A 26,737-nucleotide genomic window follows, 5' to 3' on the forward strand; every position below is an offset into this window, starting at 1 on the left:
CACCCGGCTGCAGGATTTCATGGCGCTGTTCCACGTCAGCGGCATCAGGCGCTTCATCGTCGAGATCATATCCGACATCCTCACCATGGGCAGCATCGCCGTCGTGATCATGACCGGGCTGGCGCTGCCGGCGTTCGACGCAACGGCGAGCGGCAAGTTCAACAAGGCCGAAGATTATTCGGTGATCTTCCAGGACAAGTTCGGCAATGAAATCGGGCGGCGCGGCATCCGCGCCGACGATTCCTATCCGCTGGACAAATTGCCCGATTATCTCGTCAAGGCGACGCTCGCCACCGAGGACCGCCGGTTCTACGAGCATTTCGGCGTCGACGTCTTCGGCACGCTGCGCGCGCTGGTTTCCAACGCCCAGGGCGACGGCTCGGTGCAGGGCGGCTCCTCGATCACCCAGCAACTGGCGAAGAACCTGTTTCTCTCCAACGAGCGCACCATCGAGCGCAAGGTCAACGAAGCCTTTCTCGCGGTCTGGCTGGAAACCCGGCTGACCAAGAACGAGATTCTGAAGCTCTATCTCGACCGCGCCTATATGGGCGGCGGCACTTTCGGGGTCGACGGCGCAGCGCATTTCTACTTCAACAAGAGCGCGCGCGACGTCAATCTCGCGGAGGCCGCGATGCTGGCCGGGCTGTTCAAGGCGCCGACCAAATACGCGCCGCACATCAATCTGCCGGCCGCCCGCGCCCGCGCCAACGTCGTGCTCGACAACCTTGTCGATGCCGGCTTCATGACCGAGGGCCAGGTGTTCGGCGCCAGGCGCAATCCAGCCAACGCGGTCGATCGCCGCGACGAGAATTCGCCGAACTACTATCTCGACTGGGCGTTCGACGAGATGCGCAAGCTGGTCGACACCCTGCCGAAATCCTATGTCGAGCGGGTCTTCGTGGTGCGCACCGCGATCGACATGAACGTGCAGCACGCCGCCGAGAACGCGATCGAAAATCAGCTCCGGCAGTTCGGCCGCGACTATCACGCAACGCAGGCCGCCACCGTGGTGTCCGATCTCGACGGCGGCATCCGCGCGATGGTCGGCGGCCGCGACTACGGCGCCAGCCAGTTCAACCGCGCGGTCGACGCCTATCGGCAGCCGGGATCGTCGTTCAAGCCCTATGTCTACACCACCGCGCTGTTGAACGGTTTCAAGCCGACCTCGATCGTGGTCGACGGCCCGGTCTGCATCGGCAATTGGTGCCCGCAGAATTACGGCCACTCTTATTCCGGCGCGGTGACGCTGACCCAGGCGATCACCCATTCGATCAACGTGGTGCCGGTGAAGCTGTCGATCGCGCTCGGCGGCAAGTCGCCGAACCCGGCCAAGGCCGGCCGCGCCAAGATCGTCGAAGTCGCGCGGCGCTTCGGCATCAAGGCGCCGCTGCCGGATACGCCGTCGCTGCCGATCGGCGCCGACGAAGTCACCGTGCTGGAGCACGCGGTGGCCTATGCCACCTTCCCCAACAAGGGCCGCTCGGTGACGCCGCATGCGGTGCTGGAAGTGCGCACCGGCGCCGGCGACCTGGTGTGGCGGTTCGACCGCGACGGCAAGAAGCCGCTGCAGGCGATCCCGGCCTCGGTCGCCGCCGACATGGCCGGGATGATGAGCCATGTGGTCTCCGAGGGCACCGCGCGCCGCGCCGCGTTGGACGGCATTCCCACCGCCGGCAAGACCGGCACCACCAACGCCTATCGCGACGCCTGGTTCGTCGGCTACACCGGCAATTTCAGCTGCGCGGTGTGGTACGGCAACGACGACTATTCGCCGACCAACCGGCTGACCGGCGGCGCGATGCCGGCGCAAACCTGGCACGACATCATGGTGGCGGCGCATCAGGGCGTCGAGATCCACGAGATTCCCGGGATCGGCGCCGGCACCAAGCTGCCGCCCGGCCCGGCCAACGCCGCGGCCAATGTCGCCTCCAAGACGCCCGACACGAGGCAAGGCCCGCCGCCGATCCTGACAAGGCGCGGCGCCGAGATCCTGGTGCGGGTCGAAAAGATGTTTGACGACCTCGGCAAAACGCTGAACAAGCTTCCGCCGGGCGAGCCGGTCAAGCCGGTGTCCTCCACCTCTCTCGCGTTCCCCGACAGCTTTGCCGCAGCGACCCGCAGCGACCCGGCGGCGGCTGTGCCGCCCAAGAATTGAGTGTCGCGGTGATCCGGCAAGAAACGGTCCGAACGTGCGGTTGACATTTTCAATCCTGATCGCGCTGATCATCGCGGCCGTCGTCGGCGTCGGCACGACGTGGATGACCGCGACCCGCGGCACCGATCTCAACACCCTGACGATCGGCGCCTGGACCGCGCGACCGCGCGCCGGCACCGCCGACATCGATCCCTATGCCCGTGCCTCGATCGCGCGCAGCGGCGAATTGCCGATCGGCACCGGCGACGGCATCGCCTTCACCGCCAGCGCCGACGACGCCAAGCGGCCGCTGGATGGCCGCTGCGACGTGGTGGTGAGCGGGGTGACGCCCGCGGCGCGGTTCTGGACGCTGACGCTGTACGACCCCAAGGGGCAATTGGTGGCGAATTCCCTGCAACGCTACGGCTTCACCAGCCAGGAGATCGTCCGCAGTTCGGACGGCGCCTTCGAGCTGCGGATCGCCGCGCGGGCGCGCGCCGGCAACTGGCTGCCGACCGGCGCGATCGAGCGCTACACGCTGATGCTGCGGCTGTACGACACCCCGGTCGGCGTGGCGACGCGGACCCAGCGCGACGCGCCGATGCCGGCCATCAAGATTGTGGGCTGCCCATGATCCGGATTCTGTTCACCCTGGTCGGCGGCGTCGTGCTGGGCGCGATCGTGCATCTGGTCAGCGTACTAGCGCTGCCGAAGATCGCCACCCAGGACGCCTATTCGCGGCTGACGCCGATGACCAAGCTCAACGCGGTGACGCCGCTGCCGGCGCCGGAGCCGAACAACGCGCCGATGCCCTATCTCGATCCGGCGTTCGCCACCGCCATCTGCCGCTACGACCTGTCGAGCGGCCCGATCAAGCTCGCGGTGCCGGTCAGCCAGGCCTATACCTCGGTGTCGTTCTACACCCGCAGCGAAATCGCCTACTACGCGATCAACGACCGCTCCGCCGGGCGCCGGGTGATCGAGCTCGACCTGATGACCGAAGCGCAACACGCCGAATTGCCGGAAGAAGAGGACGTCACCTCGGCGGACCGGCTGATCATCGATTCGCCGAGCGCCACCGGGCTGATCGTGCTGAAGGCGCTGGCGCCGGAGCCCGGCTTGATGCCGCAGGCGCAGGCCTCGCTCGCCGCCGCCACATGCAAGGTGCAGACCGAGCCGGTGGCGAGTGCCGAGCGGCCGAAGAAATAGCGCATGATCCCGGAAAGCTGAATCCGGATCTCGGAATAGATCACGCTCGGTCGGGAATGCGAGGTCAGCCGCGCACGCTGAGCGCCACGCCGCGTTGCTGCGGCCCCCAGGCCGACGGCGCATTGGCGTTGGCCTCAAGCTCGTTGATCAGCCGGTCGGCGTCGGCGGCCAGACCATCCGGGGCCTGCAGCACCAGCCGCTCCAGCGCCCAGCGATACGACGCCACCCGGCGGTGCAGGCATTGCTGCACCCATTGCACGATCAGCGCGTTTTCTTCCATCCGCGCCACCGCGTCGGCGCGCTCGCGCGGCGAAAGGTCGGAGATGAATTTCAGGCTGGCGTTGCGTTTCTTGTCGAGTTCGATGACCTTGGCGCCGCTGGACTGGAACGGATCGAGCCGCAGCAGATCGTTGCGCACGTCGTCCATCAACTGCGCGTAGCGCGAGGTATGCGAGCGATGCGGCTCGTCGATCAGCATCCGACCATAGGCGGTGCGGTCGAATACCGGGGTCTGCCGCCACGGCGACGGCAGCGCGCTATAATCGCCGAACACGCTTTTCCAGGCCGGGCGCGAATGCGGCGGCTCGATCAAGGGATAGGCGAAATCGCGTAGCGCGCGTTCGTTGTCGGTGAGTTGGAATTCGGAGGCGCGCATGCCGATGCTGCCGGTGGCTTCGCCGCCGAGCCAGCGATGCATGTCGTCGCTGCGCATGTCCTCGCGGGTGCGGCCGAAATCGCCGCCGCTGCAGCCGCACAGGGTTGCGGTGAGCAGCGATGCAACGAGCAGACGCCGCGCCAAGGCGCTGGACGTAATGGCACTGGACGTCACGGCGCTGCACGTCAAGGAGATCGGGTGGCCAAGCCTGGACATCTGAGCGACGCGGATCACGACCGCGCGCGGCGGCGCCGCCGCCGTCCCGGCGCCGCTCCCTGTTCCGGTCCGCCACCGTCGGTGCTCTCGGTGTGACGCTCGATCCGGACCACCGGAAGGATCAGCACCGTCGCCTTTGTGTCGCGCGGAGCCACGGCCATGGTTGAGTCCAGCCGCCGCGTTGCCGCGTCCGCCGGAAATGCAATGATTGTGCCCATGTCAGTTCTTTCCACGCCCTTGCCCGGTGATTTGGCCGGCGCAGCATCATTAAGAACAGGCATGGTTAATGCTCTGTTAACGCAGCCGTCGCCGCGATCCCGAGGCCTACGCAAAGCTTGCGGCTGTGACTTCGACGTCGCCCGATCGACGTATCAAGGCCCGCAACTAATCGCCGCTCGCGGCAACGCGTGTGATTTCAACGGTTAACGAAGCGTTGCCCTTAACGCGCTGTTAAAGCAACCGCGATAGGTTGAATCAAATTCTTCCTATCACGCGTAGCGTTGCCATGACCGTACCTCCGATGTTTCCAGGTTTCGACGGGCTGATGACGTTGTCGCGCCGCGAAGGCGTCGACATTCGTCCGACGTTGCTGCGGGTGCTGACCGATCTCTATGTGCAGACCAGCGTGCACAGCGAGGAGGAGCAACGCCAATTCGTCGAGCTGACGTCGCGGCTGATCGATCAGGTCGATGACACGACGCGCGCCGTGGTCCGCGCCCGGCTGTCGATCTATCCGCACACGCCAAAGCCGATCGCGCAGCGGCTGGGGCTGTTGCCGGTCGATCAGGACCGGCTGCCGCTGGCCGCCGCCATCGCGCCCACTGCCTCACCGTCGCTGGTGCCGGACGCCCGACCGCCCGGCGATATCGAGCCGCGGCCGACCTCGCAGCTAACCATGCAGCCCGCCGACGCCGCGCAGCTCAACGACATGTTCTTCGCCGCCAATGCCGGCGAGCGCGCCCAGATCCTGCACAGTCTCGCCGACACGCCGTTGAAGCCGGCGGCGCGGATCTACAGCGTGCGCGCCGCGCGCGCGATCCAGCCCCTGGAACAGGCGGCCTATGCCGCCGATACCGAAAAATTCACCCGCGAACTCGGCGACGCGCTGATCCTGCCGTTTCGGGTCGCCGCCCAAGTGGTTGGCGATGCCGGCGGCGAGCCGATGGCCTGTGCCGCCAAGGCGCTCGGCATGCCCGGCGAAGTGTTCGAACGCGTGCTGATGTTCCTCGATCCGACGCTCGGCGCCTCGGTCAACCGGGTGTACCGGCTGTCGCGGCTGTACGACAATCTCGACGAACGCGCCGCGCTGATCATGCTGGCGGCGTGGCGCGGCACCGCGGTCGCGGTCACCCGCGCAAAATATCGTCCGGTGTTGTACGAGGACGAACGCCAGCGCGGCCGCGCACCCCAGAGCCAGCCGCGACCGGCGCAGCAGCCCGGCGCCGCGGTGGCACGCAGTTCGTCGAAGTAAGCGACACGGTGACGTGGCTCAGAGCTTCAGCTGATCCGACGTCGATCCGGGGATAACGCCGTCATTCCGGGGCGTGCGCAGCGCAGCAGCGCGCGAACCCGGAATGACGGCGCGTGATGGAGATGCGCGGCAACCCGGTTTGAATATCCGGCCGCGATTGTAGCGACACGCGTTTTTGTAGCGGCACGCTTTGCCGGATCGCGCCTCGCGCCGGGCGCCTCGCGCTAGCCCTTCGCCAGATCGAGGAAGTGCCGTCCCTTCTTGTCCTCGATCTCGACGATCCAGACGTCGGGATCGAAGCGGATCTCGCGGGTCAGCCGCTCCTCGATGGTCTGCTCGGCCACCGGCGACGGCGTCGAGGCGGCGAACACCCGCTCGATCGGCCGGCTGTCGTCATAGGCGGTCTGCGGCGCTGGCGTATATAGCAGGGCGTTGCCGTCGAGCAGCGCCAGCTTGACGAACACCGCGCCGGCCTCCTCGGCGCCGCGCCGCCGCACCGCGCCGAACACGCCCTCGCTCTGGCAGCGGCGCAGATACGCCGCCACCCAAATGCTGCTCTTCAATCTCATGGAACGACGTTACCGCGCGGAAGTCGACCCCGGCAATGCTACTCGATCGGCCGGCCGGTCATGGCCGACAATTCGCGCACCAGACGATCGGAGATCTGCCCGGTCACCGGGATCTTGCGGTCGCGCTCGAATTTCTGGATCGCCGCCTGGGTGTCGGAGCCGACCGTGCCGCTCGGCTTCAACTGGCCATAGCCGTATTCGGTCAGCGCGCGCTGCACCTGCGCGACGCGGCGCGACGAGGTGATCAGATCACCGAGCGGATCGCTGCGGGTTGCGGCCGGCACCGGCGCCGGCGGGCGCGGCGCGGCCGGCGCGGCGGCAGCTGCGGCGGCGGCCACCGGCGGCGCGGTCGACACCGGCGCGGTGGTCTTGGTCGGGCTGGCGAACAGATCGACCGCGCGGCCGTCGACCGGCTTGCCGTCCTGCGCGCGTTCGGCCGCCTTCAATTCATTGGGCCGCGGTTCGGCGAGGCGGCCAGCGGCGTCGGCAGGCCGCGGCCGCGGCAGCGGATTGACCGGCGCCGCGCTCGGCGCGACCAGGCTGCTGCCGAACATCGGCGACGGATGCCGGCCGGCCTGCATGAACAGCGCGTTGGTGATGATGGCGATCACCGCCGCCGAGGCGAACATCGCCGCGACCAGGTCCTTCGGGCTGTGCAGCAACAGCCGCATCGCCAGGCCGCGCTCGTCCTCGGCGTCGATCGCCACCGCGCGTCCGCGGCGCGGCAGCTGGTTGTCGTTTCTGTCGGCTTTCTTAGGCACTCTTCTTCACCTGATGATCCTGATCCTGGCTGTCGTTCTGAGCAGCCGTCTGCGAGGCCGGAGTGAGCACCGCGATGTTGGTGTTTTCCTCGCGCCGCGTGAACGCCAAGGGCAGCCTCACTGTCACCGTGGTTCCCTCGTCGAGCTTGCTCTCGACGCTCATCTCGCCGCCGTGCAGCCCGACCAGGCTTTTGACGATCGATAGCCCGAGCCCGGTGCCCTCGTGGCGGCGCTGATAGGTCTTGCCGGCCTGGAAGAACGCCTCGCCGATCCGCTTCAGATCGTCGGCGCCGATGCCGACGCCGGTGTCGCTGACCCGCAGCACCAGCCGCGCGCCTTCGACCGCCGCCGACACGGTGACGGTGCCGCCGCGCTCGGTGAATTTGATGGCGTTGGACACCAGATTGAGCACGATCTGCTTGAACGCGCGCGGATCGCCGGTGAGTTGCGGCAGATTGTCGGGCGCGCGGGTGATCAGATCGACCTCGTTCTCGCGCGCCTTCAGCGCCAACAGGTTGCAGCAATTCAGCAGCGCCGGCCGCGGCGCGAACGGCTCCGGCAGGATCTCGAAATTACCGGACTCCATCTTCGACATGTCGAGGATGCCGTTGACCACCGACAACAGATGCTGCCCGGAATCGTTGATCAGCTGCGCGTATTCCTTGCGGCGCTCGGCGCTGATCATCAGCGCGTCTTCCTGCACGATCATCTCGGAGAAACCGATGATGGCATTCAGCGGCGTACGCAGCTCATGACTCATGGTGGCGAGGAAATGGCTGCGCGAGGCATCGGCGCGATCGGCCGCGGCGCGCGCCAATTCCAGCGCCTGCTCCTGTTCCTTGCGGTCGGTGACGTCACGCATCACCGCGACCACCTCGGGGTCTGCCGCAGCGATGCTGCCCGAGGCATCCAGCGGCCGGCAGCGCATTTCCAGCCAGATGAAATCCGCAGCATGGCCGCGGCCGCGCTCGCCGCGCGCCACCTCGCGGCGGATCCGGAACTCGACGCTGCGCACTTCGCCGCCGCGGCCGGCGTCGGACAGCGCGGTGAGAAACGCCGGACGATCGGCGACGTGGACGCGATCGAACAGGCCGTGGCCGAGCAGTCGTGCCACCGGCACGCCGAGCAGCGCCTCGGCCGCCGGCGACACGAACAGCACCGCGCCGTTGCGGGCGTGACGCGAGATCACGTCGCTCATATTGCGCGCCAACAGCCGATAACGATCTTCCTCGTTGTACAGCAACGCGACGCTGGTGCGCGCCAGCGATTCCGCGCCGTAGGCGAGGCCACAGGCATAGAGCAGTGCGGATGCGATGCCGACCGCCATCAGCACGCCATGGCTGGCAGCGCCGGCCTGCGAAGCCGGCAGCAGGTCGAAATGATCAACCGCGATCAGCGACACCGCGCAACCCAGCGCCAGCACCGAGGCGAAGGCCACCACGCGGCGCGACGCCGACAGCGCGGCTTCCAGCGGAATCACCACCAGCCAGATCGCGGCGAAGGATTCGATGCCGCCGGTGTTGACCGCCACCGCCATGATCAGTCCGGCGAGCGCCAGCGACGACAGCACGTTGGCGCTTTCATAGCGTCCGGTGCGCGACAGAAAATACGACAGCAGGATCGGCGCGATCAGCCAGGCGAAGGCTGCGACCTCGAGGCCGGCCGGCGCGCCGTGGATCGCAAGATAAACCGGAAACGCCGCCAGCGCCGCCAGGCTGCCGATCAGCCGCGGCGCGATGAACGCGCGATGCCGCGCGCTGACCAGCGCGTCGTAGCGCGCCGACGGGTGCAGTAGCGTATCAAGGCAATCGCGGATGATGGTCGACACGGTCACTTTGCTTGCGCCTCGGCTTGCTCGTCACGACTGACGCGCCGGAACGCCCCCTTATCGTTTGCGCCAAACTGTCAGACCTAAATTAAGCGAACGCTAAGGCAGTCGCCGCGCCGGCACGGCATTGTGGATTGCGCTGCGATTGATCAGCAATCAGCAACGCATTCGACGCGGATGGTGAACGATAGGTTTCCATCACGTTGCCGACATGGTTTCGAATTGGTGCACGGCCGCGCCGCGTAATATCGCGGCGGCAATGGAAAATTTACGCCAATTTTGAATCAAGTGCGGAACTGGCGGATTTGCCGACAATTTGAAGCATCACGCTCACCAGCTATTCAGCGACGCCTGCTAGTTCTGCGTCGATTGCGAGGACAATCGCAACGGGGTGATTGGTCGACGGGGTCGCGTGATGTTTTTCCTGCTTCGCATGGCATTCTGGCTCGGGCTGGTGCTCGTGCTGCTGCCAAGAGAGAAGACACCTGAATCTGACAAGCTGCCGCAACTCGGCGCCTCCGAGGCGGTGACGGCCGCGAGCGCCGCGGTGTCCGACATGAGCCAATTCTGCAAGCGGCAACCCGCCGCTTGCGAGATCGGCGACAAGGCCGCCACCGTGATCGGCCAGCGCGCCACCGAGGGCGCGCGCAAGATCTATCAGATCATCATCGAGAAGCGCGGCAACGACGACAAGCGCGGCAACGACCACACCGGCTCGATCAATGGCGGCGACGCCGTCGAGACGCCGGCGGACGCGCGGCCGCGCGACACGCTGACGCCCGACGATCTGGTGACGGAATGGCGGCTGTCGGTGCCTGAAACCACTGCCCCGAATTAGAGCAGCCGCCGCCTAACCCGCCCGCAGCGTGCCCACCGCGCGCGCCGCCGGCCGCTTTATCGCGCAGCTCAATCGCAGCCCGGTTCCCACCGCGAAGCATTTTGGCCGGCAGCCGTCGATATCGCTTTCGAGGCCGCGCGATCCCATATATCTGTCGGTTCCAGGTCATGCTGCGCGGCCGCCGCCGCAGCCATGCGAGCCCGGCTCGCCTCAGAACGGACACCACGCGATGACGATCGACGACATCAGAGAGAATTTCGCGCTGCTCGATGAGTGGGACGACCGCTATCGCTACGTCATCGAACTCGGCCGCACGCTGGCGCCGATGCCGGAGTCCGAACACAACGCCGCCAACAAGGTCTCCGGCTGCGCCAGTCAGGTCTGGCTGTCGCGCAAGCTCGAGCGCGACGCCAATGGCGAACCGAAGATCAGCTATCTCGGCGACAGCGACGCCCATATCGTGCGCGGACTGATCGCGATCCTGCTGACGCTGGTGTCCGGCCGCTCGCCGCAGGACATCCTCGCCGCCGAACCGCTCGCGGTGTTCGACGAACTCGGCTTCCGCGAGCATCTGACGCCGCAGCGCTCCAATGGACTGCGCTCGATGGTCGAGCGGATCCGCCACGACGCCCGCGACACCCTCGCCGCCTCGACCTGATCGGCCGACGCTCAAGCAGGATGACGCTTCTTCGAACCGTCATCCTGCTTGAGCTTTTCGATTGAGCATGATCTTTTCCAAGAACATGTATCCACTTTTCGGGATCATGCTCTGAAGCCGGCGTCGTCGGCGAGCCAGGTCCGCAGCCGCGCCGCGGCGGCGCCGGTGGCCTTGTCGTCGAGGCCATAGTGCCGCGCCAGCCGATCCAGCGCCAGTTGCAGCACCACCTTGGCGGAGCGCGACGGCCAGCCGCGTTGCTGTTCGACCTCCTCGAGGCCGCGCAGAAAGCAGCACACGTCCATCAGCGGTCCGGCGAATTCCGGCCCGCAAGCCTCCAGCGCGGCGCGCAGCCGCTGCCGCGACGCGATCACCAGATCGGTCATCTCGCCGGCGCCGCCGCCCGCGGCGCGCTGCCGGCCGCTCGGGGCGTCCCAGTTCGACGTCACCCGCGGCGTCAATTGCCCTCGGGTGAAATCGGCGCGCAGCTTCTCGCCGGCGAGAAATTGCGTCGGCGTGATCATGGCGCGGCCGTCGCGGCCCTTGCGGCGGGCGAGCCAGGCCAGCGGGCTCTCGCCGTCATTGACGGTGACCCGCGACAGCCCAGCGGCGGTCATCACCTCGCGGCTGGATAGTTCGAAATGTTGCGCGCGAAAGCCGTCGATCGCCTCGCCGGCTTGGTCGGCGCGCTGCGGCGGCCTTGCGCCCGGCGTGGCGGCGCGGCGGCCGGAGGAAGGACGGCTGCGGCCGCTCATCGCCGCCGCCCCGCGGCGCGTTGCGCGACGGCGGGCTCCGTGGCGACGCCGCAGAGGCGTTCCAACGCGGCCAGCCGGCAATCCATCCAGATGTCGTCGCGGCTGTCCTCGACCACCCGGCAGGCATGGCCCACCGTGGTGCGATCGCGGCCGAACAGCCGGCCAATGGTCTCGAAGCTCAGCGCGAAGCCGACATGGCTGAGATACATCGCGACCTGGCGGGCCAATGCAACGCGCGGCGAGCCGCGCGGCGCGGCGGTCAACAGCGCGGGGTCGAGCCCGAAATCCGCGGCGACGCAGCCCACCACCCGACGCACGATGTGGTCGGGCGAGCGCGGCGGATTCGGAGTTGCGGAGGCCGGAGTAGCGGACGGCTTGGCAGAGGACGGCGCGGCGCGTGTGGGGAGGTCGAGCATGGCAAGCCTTTCTAGGAATATTTTCATACATCCTAGTCGGCCTGGCAATCCCCGGGGATAGCCATCCTCGCAATAATTTTTGCGCGCAACAAATCTGCCGCGAGGCGGTCCGGCGCGGTCCCGGCCGGGCGCGCTCCGCCGCCGCTATTTGCTGCCGCTATTTACCGCGCCGGCGGCGCTGCTGGCCGAGCCCCATCTTCTTGGCGAGCTGCGAGCGCGCCACCGCGTAGTTCGGCGCCACCATCGGATAGTCCGGCGCCAGGCCCCATTTGTCGCGGTATTGCTCCGGCGTCATGTTGTACTGGGTGCGCAGATGCCGCTTCAGCGATTTGAAGCGCTTGCCGTCCTCGAGACAGACCAGATAATCCGCGGTCATCGATTTCTTCAGCGACACCGCGGGTTTCGCCGGCTCCGGCGGCGGCTCGGCCCGCCCCGCCGATACCCGCATCAGCGCGGCGTGAATCTGGCCGATCAAGCCCGGCAATTCCGCGGCCGGCGTCGGGTTGTTGCTCACATAGGCGGAGACGATCGTCGCCGTGAGATCGATGAAGCTCTTACCCGTGCTGTCGGTCATGACCTGAAAACTTTGCTGCCGTCTGATGTGTGGATGGGCTGGCCTGGAGTCGTTCGCAAAGGCCGAGCGCGCCACCCGACGAGGCGTCGGGCGCGGGCCAGAATACCGCGACCGCGCTTGCAGGTCGCTGCCTTTACTCGCCGATTATTGGCGATTGCTTTGCGCAAGACAAGAACAACGCTGCCATGCGGGGGCTTTATTTTGGCTTCCAAGTCTTGCGCAATAAACCGCCCGTCAGCTGCGTTGATCGAGATGCGACCGCAGCTCGTCGATCGAGGCGAACCGCATCAGGCCTTCGGGCATTTCGGCCTCGATCGATCCGTCGGAATATAACGAATATTTCATGCCATCAACCACGCCGGATTTCAGCACGGTGACCTGCGGCGCCGCCTCCTCGGGCTGCGCCGCGGCGGCGGGCTCCGGCTCATTGGCCTCGGCGGCGTTCAGCGCCTCGACCCCGGGAAACAACCTGGTGCGACGCAGCGGCTCGCCGCGGGCGCGCTCCGGCTCCGGCCACGCCTCTTCGAAGGTCGGTCGCCGGGCCGGCTCGCTCGCGCTCAACGGCAGTTCGGGCGACGTCGCAGCGCTTTGCTCGGGCGCGGCCGCTTCGCCGCGCGCGGCGCGCTCGCGCTCGCGTCGCGTCGAGGCGAACAGCAGGTTGCGGCGCTTCGGCGCGGAGTCGCCCGGCTCGGCCGATTCGGTGTCCGGCTCGGGCTCGCGCTCGGGCGCGCGAGAGGCCGGCTGGCTCCGCGGCCGGGCCCGGTCGCGGGCAATTTCCTCCTGCCAGGGCGGCGGCGCGGCGGCCGGCGCCGGGGCGGAAGCGTTCGCGGCGGGCGAACTCACATTCGCTGAACCGGCGCCGCCGGGGTGGGGCCGATCCGTCGCCGGCCGGTCGCGGCTGAACAGGAAATTCTCGCCATCGCCCGGCGTATGCTCCTGCGCGGCTGGTTCCGGCGGCGGCAGCCGGCGATCAGCGGTATTGGATTGGGGCGCAGAGGCACCGATCCCCTGCGCGCTCGCCAGCAAGGCCCGCGCCGCCGCTCGCATTGCGAGCAACATGGCCCCGGTGCAGGCGACGATGGTGCCACAGACGATCAGCGTATTGCCGAAGCTGAATTCCTTGACCGGGACACCGAACGCGATCGCCGCAAGGCCGGCGAGGAGCAGGCCTAATCCGGTCACCAACAGCAAAATCATTCTCAACTCCACGCCGCCGCCGCTCTCCGAGCGACAGCCATTGCCAAGATAACGTCATATGGCCCGGGTCGCCAACCTGCAATTGCTGCGGTGGTTTTCGAACAACTTGTTGTCTTCAGCTGGCGTTCATCGAAGGCCCGCTATGAAAACAGCCAAGTTCACCGGCGGGTTACCTTTTGCATGGCAGCATGCGAGGAAAAAATTGCGCCGTAATTACAAATTACTTGGTGACGGAAATGGGCTATAGACGCCCCGGGAATGGGCCCGACGCACCAAAATGTCGGGTCACTGGGACGCTGGGTTAATCAACGGATGTCAGCCATAACGACTTCTTCCTTCGATGCGCCGCTGCGGCGCTCGGCGGAACGGACTTGCGACGACCTCGCCGTCGCGGTGTTAGCCGTGGTTAGCCTCATCGCGGGGCTGACATTCCGCGATTACGGCCTGGGCTGGGACGACTATACCCACGCCGAATACGCCGATCTATTGCTGCGGATGTACGGCTCCGGCTTCCGCGACACCGCCGCGCTGTCGTTCGCCAATCTCTACATGTATGGCGGCGGTTTTGATATCGCCGCGGCGCTGCTGCACAAGCTCATTCCGTTGGAATTGTTCGAAACCCGGCGGCTGCTCGGCGCCGTGGTCGGAGTCATCGGCCTTGCGGTGACCTGGCGGCTGGCGCGCCGCGTCGGCGGCCCGTTCGCCGGGCTTGCGGCGCTGCTGCTGCTGGCGTTGTGCCCGACCTTCTACGGCCACATGTTCATGAATCCGAAGGACGCGCCGTTCGCCGTGGCGATGGTGATCCTGATGCTGGGCCTGGTGCGGCTCGCCGAAGATTATCCCAAACCCTCGCCGCACACCGTGCTGATCGTCGGGCTCGGCGCCGGGCTGTCAATCGGCTCGCGGGTGCTCGGCGGGCTGGCGCTGGTCTACGCGCTGATCGGCTTCGTCCCGCTCCTGCTCGACGAAGTCCGCGGCAACGGCCTGCGCGAAGCCGCGCGCCGCTTCGCCCAGATGAGCTATGCGCTGATCCCCGGCCTGATCTTCGGCTACCTGGTGATGGGGCTGATCTGGCCGTGGTCGATCATGGAGCCGGCCAATCCGCTGCGCGCCTTGACCTACTTCTCGCATTTCTTCGAGAAGCCCTGGAAAGAGATGTTCGACGGCGCGCTGGTTTCGGTGCCCGACATGCCTTGGTCGTATCTGCCGACGCTGTTCGCGCTGCAATTGCCGGAGGTGCTGCTGGGGCTTGCCGCCGGCGGCGTGGTGATGAGCGTCCTGGCGCTGTCGCGCGACAGCGTGACGCCGCGGCGCAAGACCATCCTGTTGATGCTGACGGTGGCGGCGACGCTGCCCTTGATCATTGCCATGGTGAAACGCCCGGCGCTGTATAACGGCATCCGGCATTTCATCTTCGTGATCCCGCCGATGACGGTGCTGGCCGGCGTCGCGCTGGCGCGGCTGATGGACTGGATCGGCGCCCGCCACCTCGGCTCGCAGGCCGCGGCGGTGGCGATCTTCGCCTTCGGGCTGATGCTGCCGCTGGCCGAAATGATCCGGCTGCATCCCTATCAATACACCCACTTCAACCACGTCGCCGGCACCGTGCGCAGCGCCGAATCGCTGTTCATGCTGGACTATTGGGGACTGGCGCTGAAGCAGGCCTCCGACGCCTTGCGCGACGAGATCGCCGAGCGCGAGGAAGTGCCGCCGCGCGGCCGCAAATGGAAGGTCGCGGTGTGCGGCCCGCAACGCCCGGCGCAGGTGGCGCTCGGTCCGGACTTCACCATCGGCTGGGACAGCAACGCCGCGGATTTCGCCATGACGCTCGGCGAGTTCTATTGCAAGGGCCTGACCGCGCCGATCATCGCCGAAATCAAGCGCGACGACGTGGTGTTCGCCAGGGTCTACGACATCCGCAACAAGAGCATCTCCAGCCTGCTGTCGATCCCGGCGCCGTAGCGGAGGCTCGGCAACGAAAGGCAGCAACGCCGCGCAACCGGCACCGGCGCCGCAATTGAAACGATCCAGGTTGTGGTGTAGCTTGGCGCCACAAACCTCTGCACGTTCTATCCAAACGCCGCCCAATCCCGGGCGGCGTTTTTGCTGGTCTCAACCTTCGTACGGTCTCCGGTTGCTGCACTTCACAAATACGAGGTGGTCATTCCGGGGCGCGAGCACTTGCGAGCGAACCCGGAATCTCGCTACTGAGACGACGCTGAAAACCTGTTGCAAGATTCCGGGTTCGCTCGAGCTGTCGCTCTCGCGCCCCGGAATGACTGGGGGGATGGCGCAACACCCTGCCCCAACGCCAGTGCTACTTCGGCGCCTGCGCCAACGCGTCCAGGATCCGCACCCAGGAGCGGATGCCCTTGTGGAAGCTCTTGACGTCGTACTTCTCGTTCGGCGAGTGGATGTTGTCGTCGTCGAGCCCGAAGCCGACCAACAGCGTATCGACGCCGAGGATGCGTTTGAAATCGGCGACGATCGGGATCGAGGCGCCGGAGCCGACCAATAGCGCCTCCTTGCCCCATTCGTCGGTGAGCGCGCGCTTCGCCGCGGCGAGCGGCTTCATGCCCCAGTCGAGCGCGATCGCCGGCGCGTTGGAGTGATCGAGAAACTCCACCTTGCAATCCTTCGGCAGCCGCGCGGTGACGTAGGCCCGGAAGGCGTCGCGGATCTTGTTCGGGTCCTGGCCGTCGACCAGCCGGAACGACACCTTGGCGGAGGCCTGCGCCGGGATCACCGTCTTCGAGCCCTCGCCGGTGTAGCCGCCGACGATGCCGTTGATGTCGCAGGTCGGCCGCGACGAGATCTGCTCGATCAACAGCCGATCGGTTTCGCCAGCCGGGATCGACAGTCCGATCGGCTTCAGGAACGACTCCGCGGTGAGGTTGAGCGCCTTCCATTGCTCCAGCACCTCCGGCGGCACTTCCTTCACGCCGTTATAGAAGCCCGGAATGGTGATGTGGCCGTTGTCGTCGTGCAGGCCGCCCAAGATCCGCGTCAGCACCCGGATCGGATTCTGCGCGCCGCCGCCATAGATGCCGGAATGCAGGTCGCGATCCGCCGCCTTGATGATCACCTCTTCATAGACCAGGCCGCGCAGCGAAGTGGTGATCGCCGGCGTGTTGGAATCCCACATCCCGGTGTCGCAGACCAGGGCGTAGTCCGCGGCGAGGTCCTGCTTGTGCTGTTCGAGGAACGGCACGAAATTCTTCGAGCCGACCTCCTCCTCGCCCTCGATGACGATGGTGAGATCGATCGGCAGCGACCCGGCGACCGACTTCCACGCCCGGCAGGCCTCGATGAAGGTCGAGAGCTGGCCCTTGTCGTCCTGCGCGCCGCGCGCCACGATGATCTTGCGGCCGTCGGCGTGGTCGGCGATCACCGGCTCGAACGGCGGCCGATGCCACAGGTTGAGCGGATCGACCGGCTGCACGTCGTAATGGCCGTAGAACAGCGCGTGCGGGCGCGCGCCGGTGTTGCCGTTGCCGCGCGCCACCACCGCCGGATGTCCGGCGGTCGGCCGCACCTCGGTGGTGAAGCCCAGCGTCACGATGTCGGCGGCCAGATGCGCCGCCGCCGCCTTGCAATCGTCGGTGAACGCGGCGTCGGCCGAGATCGATTTGATCCGCAGCAGCGCGAACAATCGTTCGAGGCTGGCGTCGAAATCGGCGTCGACACGGTCGAGCACGGACTGCAGTTGCGACGTTTCGGTCATCACGAGTCTTCCTTCTTTAGAATATACAATTAGCGCCGCAGCAGGCCGCCGAGCGCCCCGCGGACGATGGCGCGGCCGACCGAGCCGCCGAGCGAACCACCGAGCGATTTGCCGAGATCGGCCACCACGCCGCCGACCACCTTGTTGGTGACGGTGCGGGTGACGTCGCGCGCGATCACCTGGCCGGTGGAGAGTTTGCCGCGCGGCACGTTGCTGCCGAAGATGCTGCCGACGATGGCGCCGATCTGGCCGAGCACGCTACCGTCGCCGCCGGGCGCCGGCGCAGCGCTGCCGGCGACGCGCTTCTGCAATATTTCATAAGCGGATTCGGAATCCACCGCGGTGTCGTATTTGCCCTTCACCGGGCTCGCATCCATGATCGCCTTGCGTTCCTGCGGCGTGATCGATCCGATCCGCGCCGAGGGCGGCCGCACCATGATGCGTTCCACCATCGCCGGCGTGCCGTTGCCTTCGAGGAACGACACCAGCGCCTCGCCCTTGCCGAGCTCGGTGATCACCTGGGCGGTGTCCAATTTCGGATTGGGCCGGAAGGTCTGCGCCGCAGCGGCGACCGCCTTCTGATCGCGCGGCGTGAAGGCCCGCAGCGCGTGCTGCACGCGGTTGCCGAGCTGCGCCAGCACCTTGTCCGGCACGTCGATCGGATTTTGCGTCACGAAATAGACCCCGACGCCCTTGGAGCGGATCAGCCGCACCACCTGCTCGATCTTGTCCATCAATCCCTTCGGCGCGTCGTTGAACAACAGATGCGCCTCGTCGAAAAAGAACACCAGTTTCGGCTTCGGCAGATCGCCGACCTCGGGCAATTGCTCGAACAATTCCGACAGCATCCACAACAGGAACGTCGCATAGAGCTGCGGCGACTGCATCAATCGGTCGGCGACCAGGATGTTGATGTTGCCGCGACCGTCGCGGTCGCTGCGCATGAAATCGGTTAGCGCCAGCGCCGGCTCGCCGAAGAATTGCGAAGCGCCCTGATTTTCCAGCACCAGCAATTGCCGCTGAATGGTGCCGACGCTCTGCTTGGAGACGTTGCCGTATTGCGTGGTCAGTTCGCCGGCGTGCTCGGCGATGAACGACAGGATGGCGCGCAAGTCCTTCATGTCGAGCAGCAGCAGCCCCTGCTCGTCGGCGACCCGGAACGCGATGTTGAGCACGCCCTCCTGCACGTCGTTGAGATCCATCATCCGCGACAGCAACAGCGGCCCCATCTCCGAAACCGTAGCGCGCACCGGATGGCCCTGCTCGCCGAACACATCCCAGAACACGGTGCTGAACTGATCCGGCTGAAACGACAGCCCCATCTGTTTTGCGCGCTGCAAAATGAAGTCCTTGGCCTCGCCGACCTCGCAGATTCCCGAGAGGTCGCCCTTGATGTCGGCGGCGAACACCGGAACCCCGGCGCGGGCAAAGCCTTCGGCCATCACCTGCAACGACACCGTCTTGCCGGTTCCGGTGGCGCCGGTGACAAGGCCGTGGCGATTGGCGAAGGCCAAAGTGAGCCACGCCGTTTCGGTTTCCTTGCCGATGAAAATCTTTTCGTCGGTATCGCCGATACCACTCCCGGTCGTCGCCATGGTCTCGCATCTCCGCGCGTCTGCAGCAGGTCGCCGAACAGCCGCACTGTAACGTGGGATGCGTCGGCTGTGAAACCGTTCTGACCGTCGCGGCTTATCGATCGACACGTCTTCGCGATGCACCGCAATCGGTTTCTCTCTTTTGCATATGTATGGAGTCGGGCGGAAAGCTGAGAACAATTTGAATGAATCAGGCTTTCGCTCTTGCAATGTTGCAACACTCACCGCGCGATGCAGTGAGAATCACATGGCGCCGTCGCGGATCGCTTGTATTTCACGGCACGCCGGACCAAGATCATTTCAACACAAGGATCCGGCAAACAACCGGGTGAGGCGGGGCGCGATGGACGAACTGATTGAAAGGCTGACCTCGAAGGTCGGCCTGGAACGCGATGTGGCTGGCAGAACCGTCGGCATCATCCTCGGATTCCTGCGTAGCGAAGGCCCTCCCGATAAAGTCCAAGCCCTGATCGACACCATTCCCGGCGCCGAAGCCGTGATCGAGCCGATGGGATCGAGCAAAGGCTTCGGCAAATTGCTCGGCGGCGGCGTGATGGCGCTCGGCGCCAAGCTGATGGGCCTCGGCCTCGGCGTCACCGAAATTCAGAACGTCGCGCGTGAATTGTTTAGATTTGGCCGCGATAAGATCGGCGCCGACCAGATGGGCGAGATCATCGCATCGACACCCGGCCTCAATAAACTCTCTTGAACCTTTGTAACTCCGAGTGTCATGACATATTCGATCACCAAGATTGACGGTCTCACCGTCTACGCAGCCTCGAAACTGAAAGCGGTCGGGATTCGCACCACGGAAGCGCTGCTCGAAGCCGCGCACACCGTGAAAGGCCGCAAGGCGCTCGCCGCCAAGACCGGCATTGCCGAACAGCAATTGCTGGAATGGGCCAATATCGCCGACTGCATGCGGATTCCCGGCATGGGCAAGGCCAAGGCGCAACTGCTGCGCGCCTCCGGAGTCTCGACGCTGCGCGAATTCACCCTGCGCAACCCGTCGCGACTGGCGCAGAACATGAAAGAGGCCAACACCAAGCGGAAACTGGTGCGGGTGCTGCCGTCGGAAAAATCCGTCGGGCAGTTGATCGAACAGGCCCGCAAGCTGCCGCTGAAGATCTCGTATTAGGGTCTGTTGCCATCGAGAGGCGCGAAGCCGGCGCCAGAGCAGCCGGCCTTTCAACGCGTCATCCCTGCGAACGCGGCGACCCATACGGCGCGGCGCTTATGTTGAGCAAAGCGGCAAAGGCGTTCGACCACCCGCGACGCCAGGGGTGATGGGTCCCTGCCTTCGCAGGGACGCCCCCGTGGCGAGGGCAATGCACTGCTGATGCGCCGGACGTCGTCGCGCCCTACGAAACCGCTGGCTGTCCAGCTTGCTTGTCACCCGATAGCTTGACTCCGTGAAGCGGACCGCGCAAAGCCTGCCCATGATCGCGACGACGACGAGGCCCGCCGCAGCGGCCGCACCGCCAGGTCATCCGCTGTTACAGAAATTGCTCACCCGGCCGCTTCCGGCGGTGATGGGCGTGCTCAACGTCACCCCGGATTCGTTCTCCGATGGCGGCCGGTTTCTCGCGCCCGGCGACGCCCGCGCGCAGGCCGCGCGACTGATCGCCGCCGGCGCCGACATCATTGACGTCGGCGCGGAATCCACCCGCCCCTACGGGTCACAGCCGGTTTCTGCAGAAGAAGAGATCGCACGCTTGCGCCCGGTGCTGGCCGACGTGGTGGCGCTCGGCACGCCGGTGTCGATCGACAGCATGAAGGCCGAAGTGGTGGCCTTCGCGTTCGAGCAAGGTGTCGCGATCGCCAACGACGTCTGGGGGTTGCAACGCGATCCGGACATGGCGAACGTCATCGCCGCGCGAAAAAACGCGCCGGTGATCGTGATGCACAACCGCGCCGCGGTCGATGCCTCGCTCGACATTCTCAAGGACATCGCCGAATTCTTCGCGCGATCGCTGCAGATCGCAGCCAAGGCAGGGCTTCCGTCAAGCCACATCGTGCTCGATCCCGGCATCGGCTTTGGCAAGACGCCCGAGCAGAGCATGGCGGCGCTGGCGCGGCTCAACGAACTCAGCGTGTTCGGCCTGCCGCTGTTGGTCGGGGCCTCGCGCAAACGCTTCATCAGCACGGTGTCGCCGTCGGAGCCGCAACAGCGGCTCGGCGGCTCGATTGCCGCGCATCTAATTTCGGCGCAGCGCGGCGCCAAGATCATTCGCACCCATGACGTCGCCGAGACCGTGCAGGCGCTGCGCGTGGCGCAGGCAATCGAGGACCAGCGATGACCGACACGATCTTCATCAAGGGGCTGGTGATCCACGCCCGCCACGGCGTGATGGAGCACGAGACCGAGGTCGGGCAGCGCTTCGTGATCGACCTCGAGCTATGCGCCGATCTCGGCGAATCCTCGCGCACCGACCGCTTGGCCGACACCGTGTCCTATTCCAATGTGGTGGCGAGCGCGACCGCGGCGTTCAAGAACGCCAACTACCGGCTGTTGGAGCGCGCCGCCGGCGCCGTCGCCGACGCCATCCTCGACGCCTTTCCGCGCATCACCGCGGTGAAGGTCACGGTGCACAAGCCGCACGCGCCGATCCCGGCGATCTTCGACGACGTCGGCGTAATCCTGACCCGCAGCCGACAGGCGAAGGCCGATGCCTGAGGCGTTGATCGCGCTCGGCGGCAATGTCGGCGACGTCCGCGCCAGCTTTCGCCGCGCCATTCCGATGATCTGCGGCATGGCGCAGGGCGTGTTGCTGGCGCGCTCGGCGGACTACGCCACGCCGCCCTGGGGCGAGGAGCAGCAGGGCCGCTTCGTCAATGCCTGCATCGCGCTCGACACCAGCCTCGATCCGCACGCGCTGTTGTTCTGCCTGCACAAGATCGAGCAGCGGCTGGGCCGCGACCGCGCCAACGAGCGGCGCTGGGGGGCGCGCACGCTCGATCTCGACCTGCTGGCCTATGACGACGTCTCGATCGACCGCGGCCTGCGGCTGCCGCATCCACGGCTGTTCGAACGCGCCTTCGTGCTGGTGCCGCTGATGGACATCGCGCCGGACCGCCCGATCGGCGGCCGCACCGCGCGCCAGGCGCTGGCCTTGCTCTCCACCGCGGGCATCGAGCGGCTGCCGGACTTGCACTGAGACCAACGTGCCGGCACCGATCGCGCGCTGCCCTCCCTAGCCTTTTGGCCGAAAACAACCGTTTGGCTTGGCGCCTGCCACGTGGCATTTTCCGCCCGCAACAACCATGACGCGCCGGAGTTAGCTTTGACGATGCCCACCACACCTGACGACCTGCGGCTGGCCGCCGATTTCGCCCCGGCGACCTATGACGACTGGCGCAAGCTGGTCGACGGCGTGCTCAAGGGCGCGCCGTTCGAGAAGCTGGTCGGCAAGACCTATGACGGGCTGAAGATCGATCCGCTCTATCCGCGCGCCGCCAACGCAGCCCCGATCGCCGGCCGCGCCGCCGCGGCGCCGTGGCAGATCATGCAGCGGATCGATCATCCGGACGCCGCCAAGGCCAACAAGCAGGCGCTCGACGATCTCGCCAACGGCGCCACCGGGCTGACGCTGATGTTCGAGGCCGCCAATGGCGCGCACGGCTTCGGCCTGCCGGCGACGCAAGAGACCATCGCCGCGCTGCTCAAGGACGTCTACCTCGACGCCGGCATCGCGCTGGAATTGCAGGTCGGTCCGCAGGCGCGGATGGCGGCGATCTATCTCGCCGAGCACATCAAGGCCGCCGGCATTGATCCGGCCAGATGCGAGATCCGCTTCGGGCTCGACCCGATCGGCGCCTGCGCGGTGTGGGGCAGTAGCGCCTACAACTGGTGGGAGATCGCCCCGGCTTTCACCGACGCCATCAAGAAGCTCACCGACGCCGGCTTCAAGGGACCGTTCGCAGTCGCCGACGGCCGGGTCATCCACGACGCCGGCGGCTCCGAAGTGCAGGAACTGGCCTATGTGCTGGCGGTCGCCGTCAGCTATCTGCGCGCAATGGAAGGCGCCAACGTGCCGCTCGACGCCGCGCGGTCGATGATTTACGCACGACTCAGTGCAGACGCCGACCAATTCCTGACGCTGGCCAAGTTCCGCGCGCTGCGGCTGTTGTGGGCGCGGATCGAGGAGAGCTGCGGCCTTGCGCCGAAGCCCTTGTTCATCGCCGGCGAAACCGCGTGGCGGATGCTGACGCAGCGCGATCCTTACGTGAACATGCTGCGCAATACGGTGGCGACCTTCGCCGCGGGGCTCGGCGGCGCCAATTCAGTTGCCGTGCTGCCGCACACCGCGGCGCTCGGATTGCCTGACGGCTTCGCGCGCCGTGCCGCGCGCAATACACAATTGGTGTTGCTGGAGGAATCCAACCTCGATAAGGTGTCGGATCCGGCCGCGGGCTCAGGCGGCATTGAGGCGCTGACGCAGCAACTCTGCGACGCCGCCTGGACTCTCTTTCAGGAGATCGAGAAAGCTGGCGGCGCGTTCTTCGCGCTCGGCGAAAACCTGCTGCAGCCCAAGGTGGCGGCGACCCGCGCCGCGCGGCAGGCCGCTGTCGCCAAGCGCCGCGACGTACTCACCGGCGCCAGCGAATTCCCCAATCTGCATGAAGCCCGCGCCGCGGTGCTGAAGGTCAAGCCAGTCGAAGCCGCGCCCTACGGCAAGGCCAAGATCAAGTTCAACCCGCTCACCCCGATCCGGCTGGCGATCCCCTTCGAGGCGTTGCGCGATCAGTCCGATCATCTGTTGGCCCGCAAGGGCGCGCGGCCGAAAATATTCCTCGCCAATCTCGGCACGGCCGCCAACTTCACCGCGCGTGCGGGCTTCGCCAAGAGCTTCTTCGAGACCGGCGGCATCGAGGCGATCGACAGTGACGGCTTCACCGATCCCACCGCGCTCGCCGGCGCCTACACCGCCTCGGGTGCCGCGCTGGTCTGCCTGTGTTCGTCCGACAAGGTCTATGCCACGGCGGCGATCGACGCCGCCAAGGCGCTCTCCGCCGCCGGCGCCAGGCATATCTATCTGGCCGGACGCCCCGGCGACCACGAGACCGCCTACCGCGAAGCCGGCGTGACCGATTTCATTTTCGCCGGCGCCGACGCGCTGGCGATGCTTCAAGCCGCTTATGCTAAGGTGACGTCATGAGCCAGATTCCGAACTTCGCCGACGTCGCATTTCAGCCGACCGCGGTCGCGCCGGCGGCGGGCCACGCCGAACCCTGGCTGACCCCCGAAGGCATTCTGGTCAAGCCGGGCTATTCCGAGGCGGATCTGAAAGGCATCGATTTCCTCGACACCTATCCCGGCATCGCGCCGTTTTTGCGCGGCCCCTACCCGACGATGTACGTCAACCAGCCCTGGACCATCCGGCAATATGCCGGCTTCTCCACCGCGGAAGATTCCAACGCGTTCTATCGCCGCAACCTCGCCGCCGGGCAAAAGGGCCTGTCGGTGGCGTTCGACCTCGCCACCCACCGCGGCTATGATAGCGATCATCCGCGGGTGTCCGGCGACGTCGGCATGGCCGGCGTGGCGATCGATAGTATCTACGACATGCGCACGCTGTTCGCCGGCATCCCGCTCGACCAGATGAGCGTGTCGATGACCATGAACGGCGCGGTGCTGCCGATCCTGGCGCTGTTCGTCGCCGCCGCGGAAGAACAGGGCGTGCCGCCGGAGAAACTCTCCGGAACTATTCAGAACGACATTCTGAAAGAGTTCATGGTGCGCAACACCTACATCTATCCGCCGGCGCCCTCGATGCGGATCATCTCCGACATCTTCGCCTACACCTCGACGAGGATGCCGAAGTACAACTCCATTTCCATTTCCGGCTATCACATGCAGGAAGCCGGAGCGACGCAGGACCTCGAACTGGCCTATACGCTGGCCGACGGCGTCGAATATCTGCGCGCCGGCATCAAAGCGGGCCTCGACGTCGACCGCTTTGCGCCAAGGCTGTCGTTCTTCTGGGCGGTCGGCATGAACTTCTTCATGGAGGTCGCCAAGCTGCGCGCCGCCCGCCTGTTGTGGGCCAAGCTGTTGACCCAGTTCAACCCGCAGAATCCGAAATCGCTCTCCCTGCGCACGCATTGCCAGACCTCGGGCTGGTCGCTGACCGCGCAGGACGTCTACAACAACGTGATGCGCACCACCATCGAGGCGATGGCGGCGACGCAAGGCCACACCCAGTCGCTGCACACCAACGCGCTCGACGAAGCCCTGGCGCTGCCGACCGACTTCTCGGCGCGGATCGCCCGCAATACGCAATTGTTCTTGCAGCAGGAGAGCGGCACCAACCGGCTCATCGATCCGTGGGGCGGTTCCTACTACGTCGAACGGCTGACCCGCGACCTCGCGGCGAAAGCCTGGGGCCACATCCAGGAGGTCGAAAGCCTCGGCGGCATGGCGAAAGCCATCGAAGCCGGCGTGCCGAAGCTGCGGATCGAGGAAGCCTCCGCCAAGACCCAGGCCCGGATCGACGCCGGCGCGCAGGCGGTGATCGGCGTCAACAAGTACAAGCCGGTCGATGAAGCCCCGATCGACGTGCTGAAGGTCGACAACTCCACGGTGCGGCGGCTGCAGATCGACAAGCTGAAGCGGCTGCGCGGCGAGCGCAGCCAGGCCGAGGTCGACGCCGCGCTCAATGCGCTGACGCGCTCGGCCTCTGAGGGCAGCGGCAATCTGTTGGCGCTCGCCATCGACGCCGCGCGGGTCAAGGCCACGGTCGGCGAAATTTCCGAGGCGTTGGAAAAGGTGTTCGGCCGGCATCGCGCCGAGATCCGCTCGATCACCGGGGTTTACAAGCGGGAGGCCGCCACCATGTCGAACCGGGTTGAGAAGCTCAAAGCGCTGATCGACGCGTTCGAGGACGCCGAGGGCCGCCGCCCGCGCATCCTGGTCGCCAAGATCGGCCAGGACGGCCACGACCGCGGCCAGAAGGTGATCGCCTCGGCGTTTGCCGACATCGGCTTCGACGTCGACATCGGGCCGTTGTTCGCCACCGCCGAGGAAGCCGCGCGCCAAGCCGTGGAGAACGACGTGCACATTCTCGGCGTGTCGTCGCTCGCCGCCGCGCATCTCAGCGCGGTGCCGGAGTTGAAGGCGGCGCTGAAAAAGCAGGGCCGCGACGATATCATGATCATCATCGGCGGGGTGATGCCGCCGCAGGACTATGACACGCTGTACAAGGCCGGCGCCGAGGCGATCTTCCCGCCCGGCACGGTGATCGCCGATGCCGCCGAGGAGCTGATCCACAAGCTCAACGCCCGGCTCGGCCACGCCGAGGCCGCGGAGTAGCCGCATGAGGCATGTCGCCATCACCGACGCGAAATCCCAGCTGGAAAACCTGCTGGCGGAGGTCGAGTCGACCGGGGATGACGTGATCATCACCCGGGATGGCGTCGCGGTGGCGCGGCTGGTGCGCGAGGAAGCTGCGGCGCGGGAGATTCCGCCCGACGAGATCGAACGACGACGCGCCGTGATCGCAGGGATCAGGCGGCGTGCGACCACAATCAATCTCGGCGCCACGCAAGAAGAGATCAAGTCCTGGATTAACGAGGGGCGGCATTGATCGTTCTCGACGCGTCGATAGCGATCGCGTGGCTGCTGAACGAGTCAGGATTTCCTGACGCTGAATTCAATGAAGCGATCGCGACCCAGTCCATCGCCGTCCCGGCGCATTGGCCGGTCGAAGTTGCCAATGCACTGCTCGTCAATCTGCGAAGGAAACGTATCTCGGAGGAGGCGCTAGCGGCCGTGGTCGGCGATCTCGCGGCGCTCGATATTTCCCTTCAGCCGGCGGCTTCGACTGGTCGAATCTTGGACCTAGTAGGCTTTGCCGAACGCCACGGGCTAACGTCTTATGACGCCGCCTACGTCGAACTGGCCCTCGAACACAGCGCTCGGCTCGCCACCCTCGATCAGCAAATGCGGCGAGCGGCCGCCAATCTTGAAATCCCATTAATTCCGAAGGCTGGTGTCTAGCTGTGAGCTTTCAATAGGTTGTCCATCCGATCCGGACCGAGGAGACTGAGGTTGCGAAGCTTCAGGCATCCAAGGAGGACCGGATGAACATCCACAAGAATGCCCGTTTGACGCCGATTGGTCGAGAGCGGTTGGTGCAGG

General features: G+C 66.2%; 27 protein-coding genes. 16 read left to right on the top strand and 11 right to left on the bottom strand.

Annotated features, from left to right (window positions below):
- From VGC77_RS15060 to VGC77_RS15070, 3 genes are all read left to right on the top strand, one after another.
- Window positions 1-2,155 (top strand): PBP1A family penicillin-binding protein (locus VGC77_RS15060; protein ID WP_331172371.1); only part of this gene is annotated, 2,155 nt, incomplete at its 5' end.
- A 34-nt stretch (window positions 2,156-2,189) separates the two neighbouring features.
- Window positions 2,190-2,768 carry a DUF1214 domain-containing protein gene (locus tag VGC77_RS15065; protein WP_331172372.1) on the top strand — a complete coding sequence of 193 codons (579 nt, stop codon included), beginning with the start codon at window positions 2,190-2,192 and terminating at the stop codon, window positions 2,766-2,768.
- Entirely contained in the window at window positions 2,765-3,343 is a 579-nt protein-coding gene (locus VGC77_RS15070) for a DUF1254 domain-containing protein (protein ID WP_331172373.1), read from the top strand. Before VGC77_RS15065 ends, VGC77_RS15070 begins: the two co-directional genes overlap by 4 nt.
- 64 nt (window positions 3,344-3,407) lie before the next feature.
- On the opposite strand, the gene VGC77_RS15075 is transcribed toward VGC77_RS15070, so the two are convergent.
- Both VGC77_RS15075 and VGC77_RS15080 read right to left on the bottom strand, forming a co-directional pair.
- On the bottom strand, window positions 3,408-4,214 hold the full coding sequence (locus tag VGC77_RS15075) for a hypothetical protein (protein WP_414709677.1): 807 nt from the start codon (window positions 4,212-4,214) through the stop codon (window positions 3,408-3,410).
- A 14-nt stretch (window positions 4,215-4,228) separates the two neighbouring features.
- Window positions 4,229-4,432 carry a hypothetical protein gene (locus tag VGC77_RS15080; protein ID WP_331172397.1) on the bottom strand — a complete coding sequence of 68 codons (204 nt, stop codon included), beginning with the start codon at window positions 4,430-4,432 and terminating at the stop codon, window positions 4,229-4,231.
- Window positions 4,433-4,719: 287 nt separating this feature from the next.
- On the opposite strand from VGC77_RS15080, the gene VGC77_RS15085 reads away from it, so the two are divergent.
- Window positions 4,720-5,685: a DUF2336 domain-containing protein gene (locus tag VGC77_RS15085; RefSeq protein ID WP_331172375.1), complete on the top strand. Its 966-nt coding sequence runs from the start codon at window positions 4,720-4,722 to the stop codon at window positions 5,683-5,685.
- Between the two features lie 224 nt (window positions 5,686-5,909).
- On the opposite strand, the gene VGC77_RS15090 is transcribed toward VGC77_RS15085, so the two are convergent.
- From VGC77_RS15090 to VGC77_RS15100, 3 genes are read right to left on the bottom strand one after another with little or no spacing between them, the layout of a single operon-like run.
- Entirely contained in the window at window positions 5,910-6,254 is a 345-nt protein-coding gene (locus tag VGC77_RS15090; protein ID WP_331172376.1) for a DUF1491 family protein, read from the bottom strand.
- Between the two features lie 38 nt (window positions 6,255-6,292).
- Window positions 6,293-7,015, bottom strand: coding sequence for a peptidoglycan-binding domain-containing protein (locus tag VGC77_RS15095; protein ID WP_331172377.1), 723 nt, complete (start codon window positions 7,013-7,015; stop codon window positions 6,293-6,295).
- Window positions 7,008-8,849, bottom strand: coding sequence for a PAS domain-containing sensor histidine kinase (locus VGC77_RS15100; protein ID WP_331172378.1), 1,842 nt, complete (start codon window positions 8,847-8,849; stop codon window positions 7,008-7,010). Before VGC77_RS15100 ends, VGC77_RS15095 begins: the two co-directional genes overlap by 8 nt.
- 409 nt (window positions 8,850-9,258) lie before the next feature.
- Between VGC77_RS15100 and VGC77_RS15105 the strand changes: the two genes are divergently transcribed.
- Together VGC77_RS15105 and VGC77_RS15110 are read left to right on the top strand one after the other, a co-directional pair.
- The gene (locus VGC77_RS15105; protein ID WP_331172379.1) at window positions 9,259-9,681 is read left to right on the top strand and encodes a DUF5330 domain-containing protein; all 423 of its coding nucleotides are present in this window, start codon (window positions 9,259-9,261) and stop codon (window positions 9,679-9,681) included.
- 229 nt (window positions 9,682-9,910) lie between these two features.
- Window positions 9,911-10,339: a SufE family protein gene (locus tag VGC77_RS15110; RefSeq protein WP_331172380.1), complete on the top strand. Its 429-nt coding sequence runs from the start codon at window positions 9,911-9,913 to the stop codon at window positions 10,337-10,339.
- A 104-nt stretch (window positions 10,340-10,443) separates the two neighbouring features.
- Here VGC77_RS15110 and VGC77_RS15115 read toward each other — a convergent pair whose 3' ends face one another.
- The 4 genes from VGC77_RS15115 to VGC77_RS15130 form a co-directional block, all read right to left on the bottom strand.
- Window positions 10,444-11,091 carry a DUF6456 domain-containing protein gene (locus VGC77_RS15115; protein ID WP_331172381.1) on the bottom strand — a complete coding sequence of 216 codons (648 nt, stop codon included), beginning with the start codon at window positions 11,089-11,091 and terminating at the stop codon, window positions 10,444-10,446.
- A complete protein-coding gene (locus VGC77_RS15120) occupies window positions 11,088-11,507 on the bottom strand; it encodes a helix-turn-helix domain-containing protein (RefSeq protein ID WP_331172382.1) in 420 nt (139 codons plus the stop codon). The genes VGC77_RS15115 and VGC77_RS15120 overlap by 4 nt, the downstream gene beginning before the upstream one ends.
- A 157-nt stretch (window positions 11,508-11,664) precedes the next feature.
- Window positions 11,665-12,081, bottom strand: coding sequence for a MucR family transcriptional regulator (locus tag VGC77_RS15125; RefSeq protein ID WP_331172383.1), 417 nt, complete (start codon window positions 12,079-12,081; stop codon window positions 11,665-11,667).
- A gap of 234 nt (window positions 12,082-12,315) precedes the next feature.
- Complete coding sequence (locus tag VGC77_RS15130) at window positions 12,316-13,278, bottom strand: hypothetical protein (protein WP_331172384.1); 963 nt, start codon at window positions 13,276-13,278, stop codon at window positions 12,316-12,318.
- A gap of 312 nt (window positions 13,279-13,590) precedes the next feature.
- On the opposite strand from VGC77_RS15130, the gene VGC77_RS15135 reads away from it, so the two are divergent.
- Complete coding sequence (locus tag VGC77_RS15135; protein ID WP_331172385.1) at window positions 13,591-15,240, top strand: glycosyltransferase family 39 protein; 1,650 nt, start codon at window positions 13,591-13,593, stop codon at window positions 15,238-15,240.
- Between the two features lie 355 nt (window positions 15,241-15,595).
- Here the strand turns inward: VGC77_RS15135 and VGC77_RS15140 are convergent, their stop codons facing one another.
- Both VGC77_RS15140 and VGC77_RS15145 read right to left on the bottom strand, forming a co-directional pair.
- The gene (locus tag VGC77_RS15140) at window positions 15,596-17,002 is read right to left on the bottom strand and encodes a M20/M25/M40 family metallo-hydrolase (protein WP_331172386.1); all 1,407 of its coding nucleotides are present in this window, start codon (window positions 17,000-17,002) and stop codon (window positions 15,596-15,598) included.
- Window positions 17,003-17,031: 29 nt separating this feature from the next.
- On the bottom strand, window positions 17,032-18,597 hold the full coding sequence (locus VGC77_RS15145; protein ID WP_331172387.1) for a helicase HerA-like domain-containing protein: 1,566 nt from the start codon (window positions 18,595-18,597) through the stop codon (window positions 17,032-17,034).
- Window positions 18,598-18,940: 343 nt separating this feature from the next.
- Here VGC77_RS15145 and VGC77_RS15150 point away from each other — a divergent pair, with 343 nt between their 5' ends.
- The 9 genes from VGC77_RS15150 to VGC77_RS15190 all read left to right on the top strand — a co-directional run bounded on the left by VGC77_RS15150 (window position 18,941) and on the right by VGC77_RS15190 (window position 26,596).
- Complete coding sequence (locus VGC77_RS15150; RefSeq protein ID WP_331172388.1) at window positions 18,941-19,306, top strand: DUF2267 domain-containing protein; 366 nt, start codon at window positions 18,941-18,943, stop codon at window positions 19,304-19,306.
- 21 nt (window positions 19,307-19,327) lie between these two features.
- Complete coding sequence (locus tag VGC77_RS15155; protein ID WP_331172389.1) at window positions 19,328-19,735, top strand: DUF4332 domain-containing protein; 408 nt, start codon at window positions 19,328-19,330, stop codon at window positions 19,733-19,735.
- 301 nt (window positions 19,736-20,036) lie between these two features.
- Window positions 20,037-20,897, top strand: a complete 861-nt coding sequence (folP, locus tag VGC77_RS15160) for a dihydropteroate synthase (protein WP_331172390.1) — start codon at window positions 20,037-20,039, stop codon at window positions 20,895-20,897.
- The gene (folB, locus tag VGC77_RS15165; protein ID WP_331172391.1) at window positions 20,894-21,274 is read left to right on the top strand and encodes a dihydroneopterin aldolase; all 381 of its coding nucleotides are present in this window, start codon (window positions 20,894-20,896) and stop codon (window positions 21,272-21,274) included. The genes folP and folB overlap by 4 nt, the downstream gene beginning before the upstream one ends.
- Window positions 21,267-21,755: a 2-amino-4-hydroxy-6-hydroxymethyldihydropteridine diphosphokinase gene (folK, locus tag VGC77_RS15170; RefSeq protein WP_331172392.1), complete on the top strand. Its 489-nt coding sequence runs from the start codon at window positions 21,267-21,269 to the stop codon at window positions 21,753-21,755. Before folB ends, folK begins: the two co-directional genes overlap by 8 nt.
- Window positions 21,756-21,887: 132 nt before the next feature.
- Window positions 21,888-23,756 carry a methylmalonyl-CoA mutase subunit beta gene (locus tag VGC77_RS15175; protein WP_331172393.1) on the top strand — a complete coding sequence of 623 codons (1,869 nt, stop codon included), beginning with the start codon at window positions 21,888-21,890 and terminating at the stop codon, window positions 23,754-23,756.
- The gene (gene scpA, locus VGC77_RS15180; RefSeq protein WP_331172394.1) at window positions 23,753-25,909 is read left to right on the top strand and encodes a methylmalonyl-CoA mutase; all 2,157 of its coding nucleotides are present in this window, start codon (window positions 23,753-23,755) and stop codon (window positions 25,907-25,909) included. The genes VGC77_RS15175 and scpA overlap by 4 nt, the downstream gene beginning before the upstream one ends.
- Window positions 25,910-25,913: 4 nt before the next feature.
- Window positions 25,914-26,183, top strand: coding sequence for a type II toxin-antitoxin system Phd/YefM family antitoxin (locus tag VGC77_RS15185; protein WP_331172395.1), 270 nt, complete (start codon window positions 25,914-25,916; stop codon window positions 26,181-26,183).
- Window positions 26,180-26,596 carry a type II toxin-antitoxin system VapC family toxin gene (locus VGC77_RS15190; RefSeq protein WP_331172396.1) on the top strand — a complete coding sequence of 139 codons (417 nt, stop codon included), beginning with the start codon at window positions 26,180-26,182 and terminating at the stop codon, window positions 26,594-26,596. Before VGC77_RS15185 ends, VGC77_RS15190 begins: the two co-directional genes overlap by 4 nt.
- The last annotated feature ends 141 nt before the right edge of the window (window positions 26,597-26,737 follow it).

The organism is Rhodopseudomonas sp. (assembly GCF_036404135.1).
Classification (GTDB): domain Bacteria; phylum Pseudomonadota; class Alphaproteobacteria; order Rhizobiales; family Xanthobacteraceae; genus Rhodopseudomonas_A.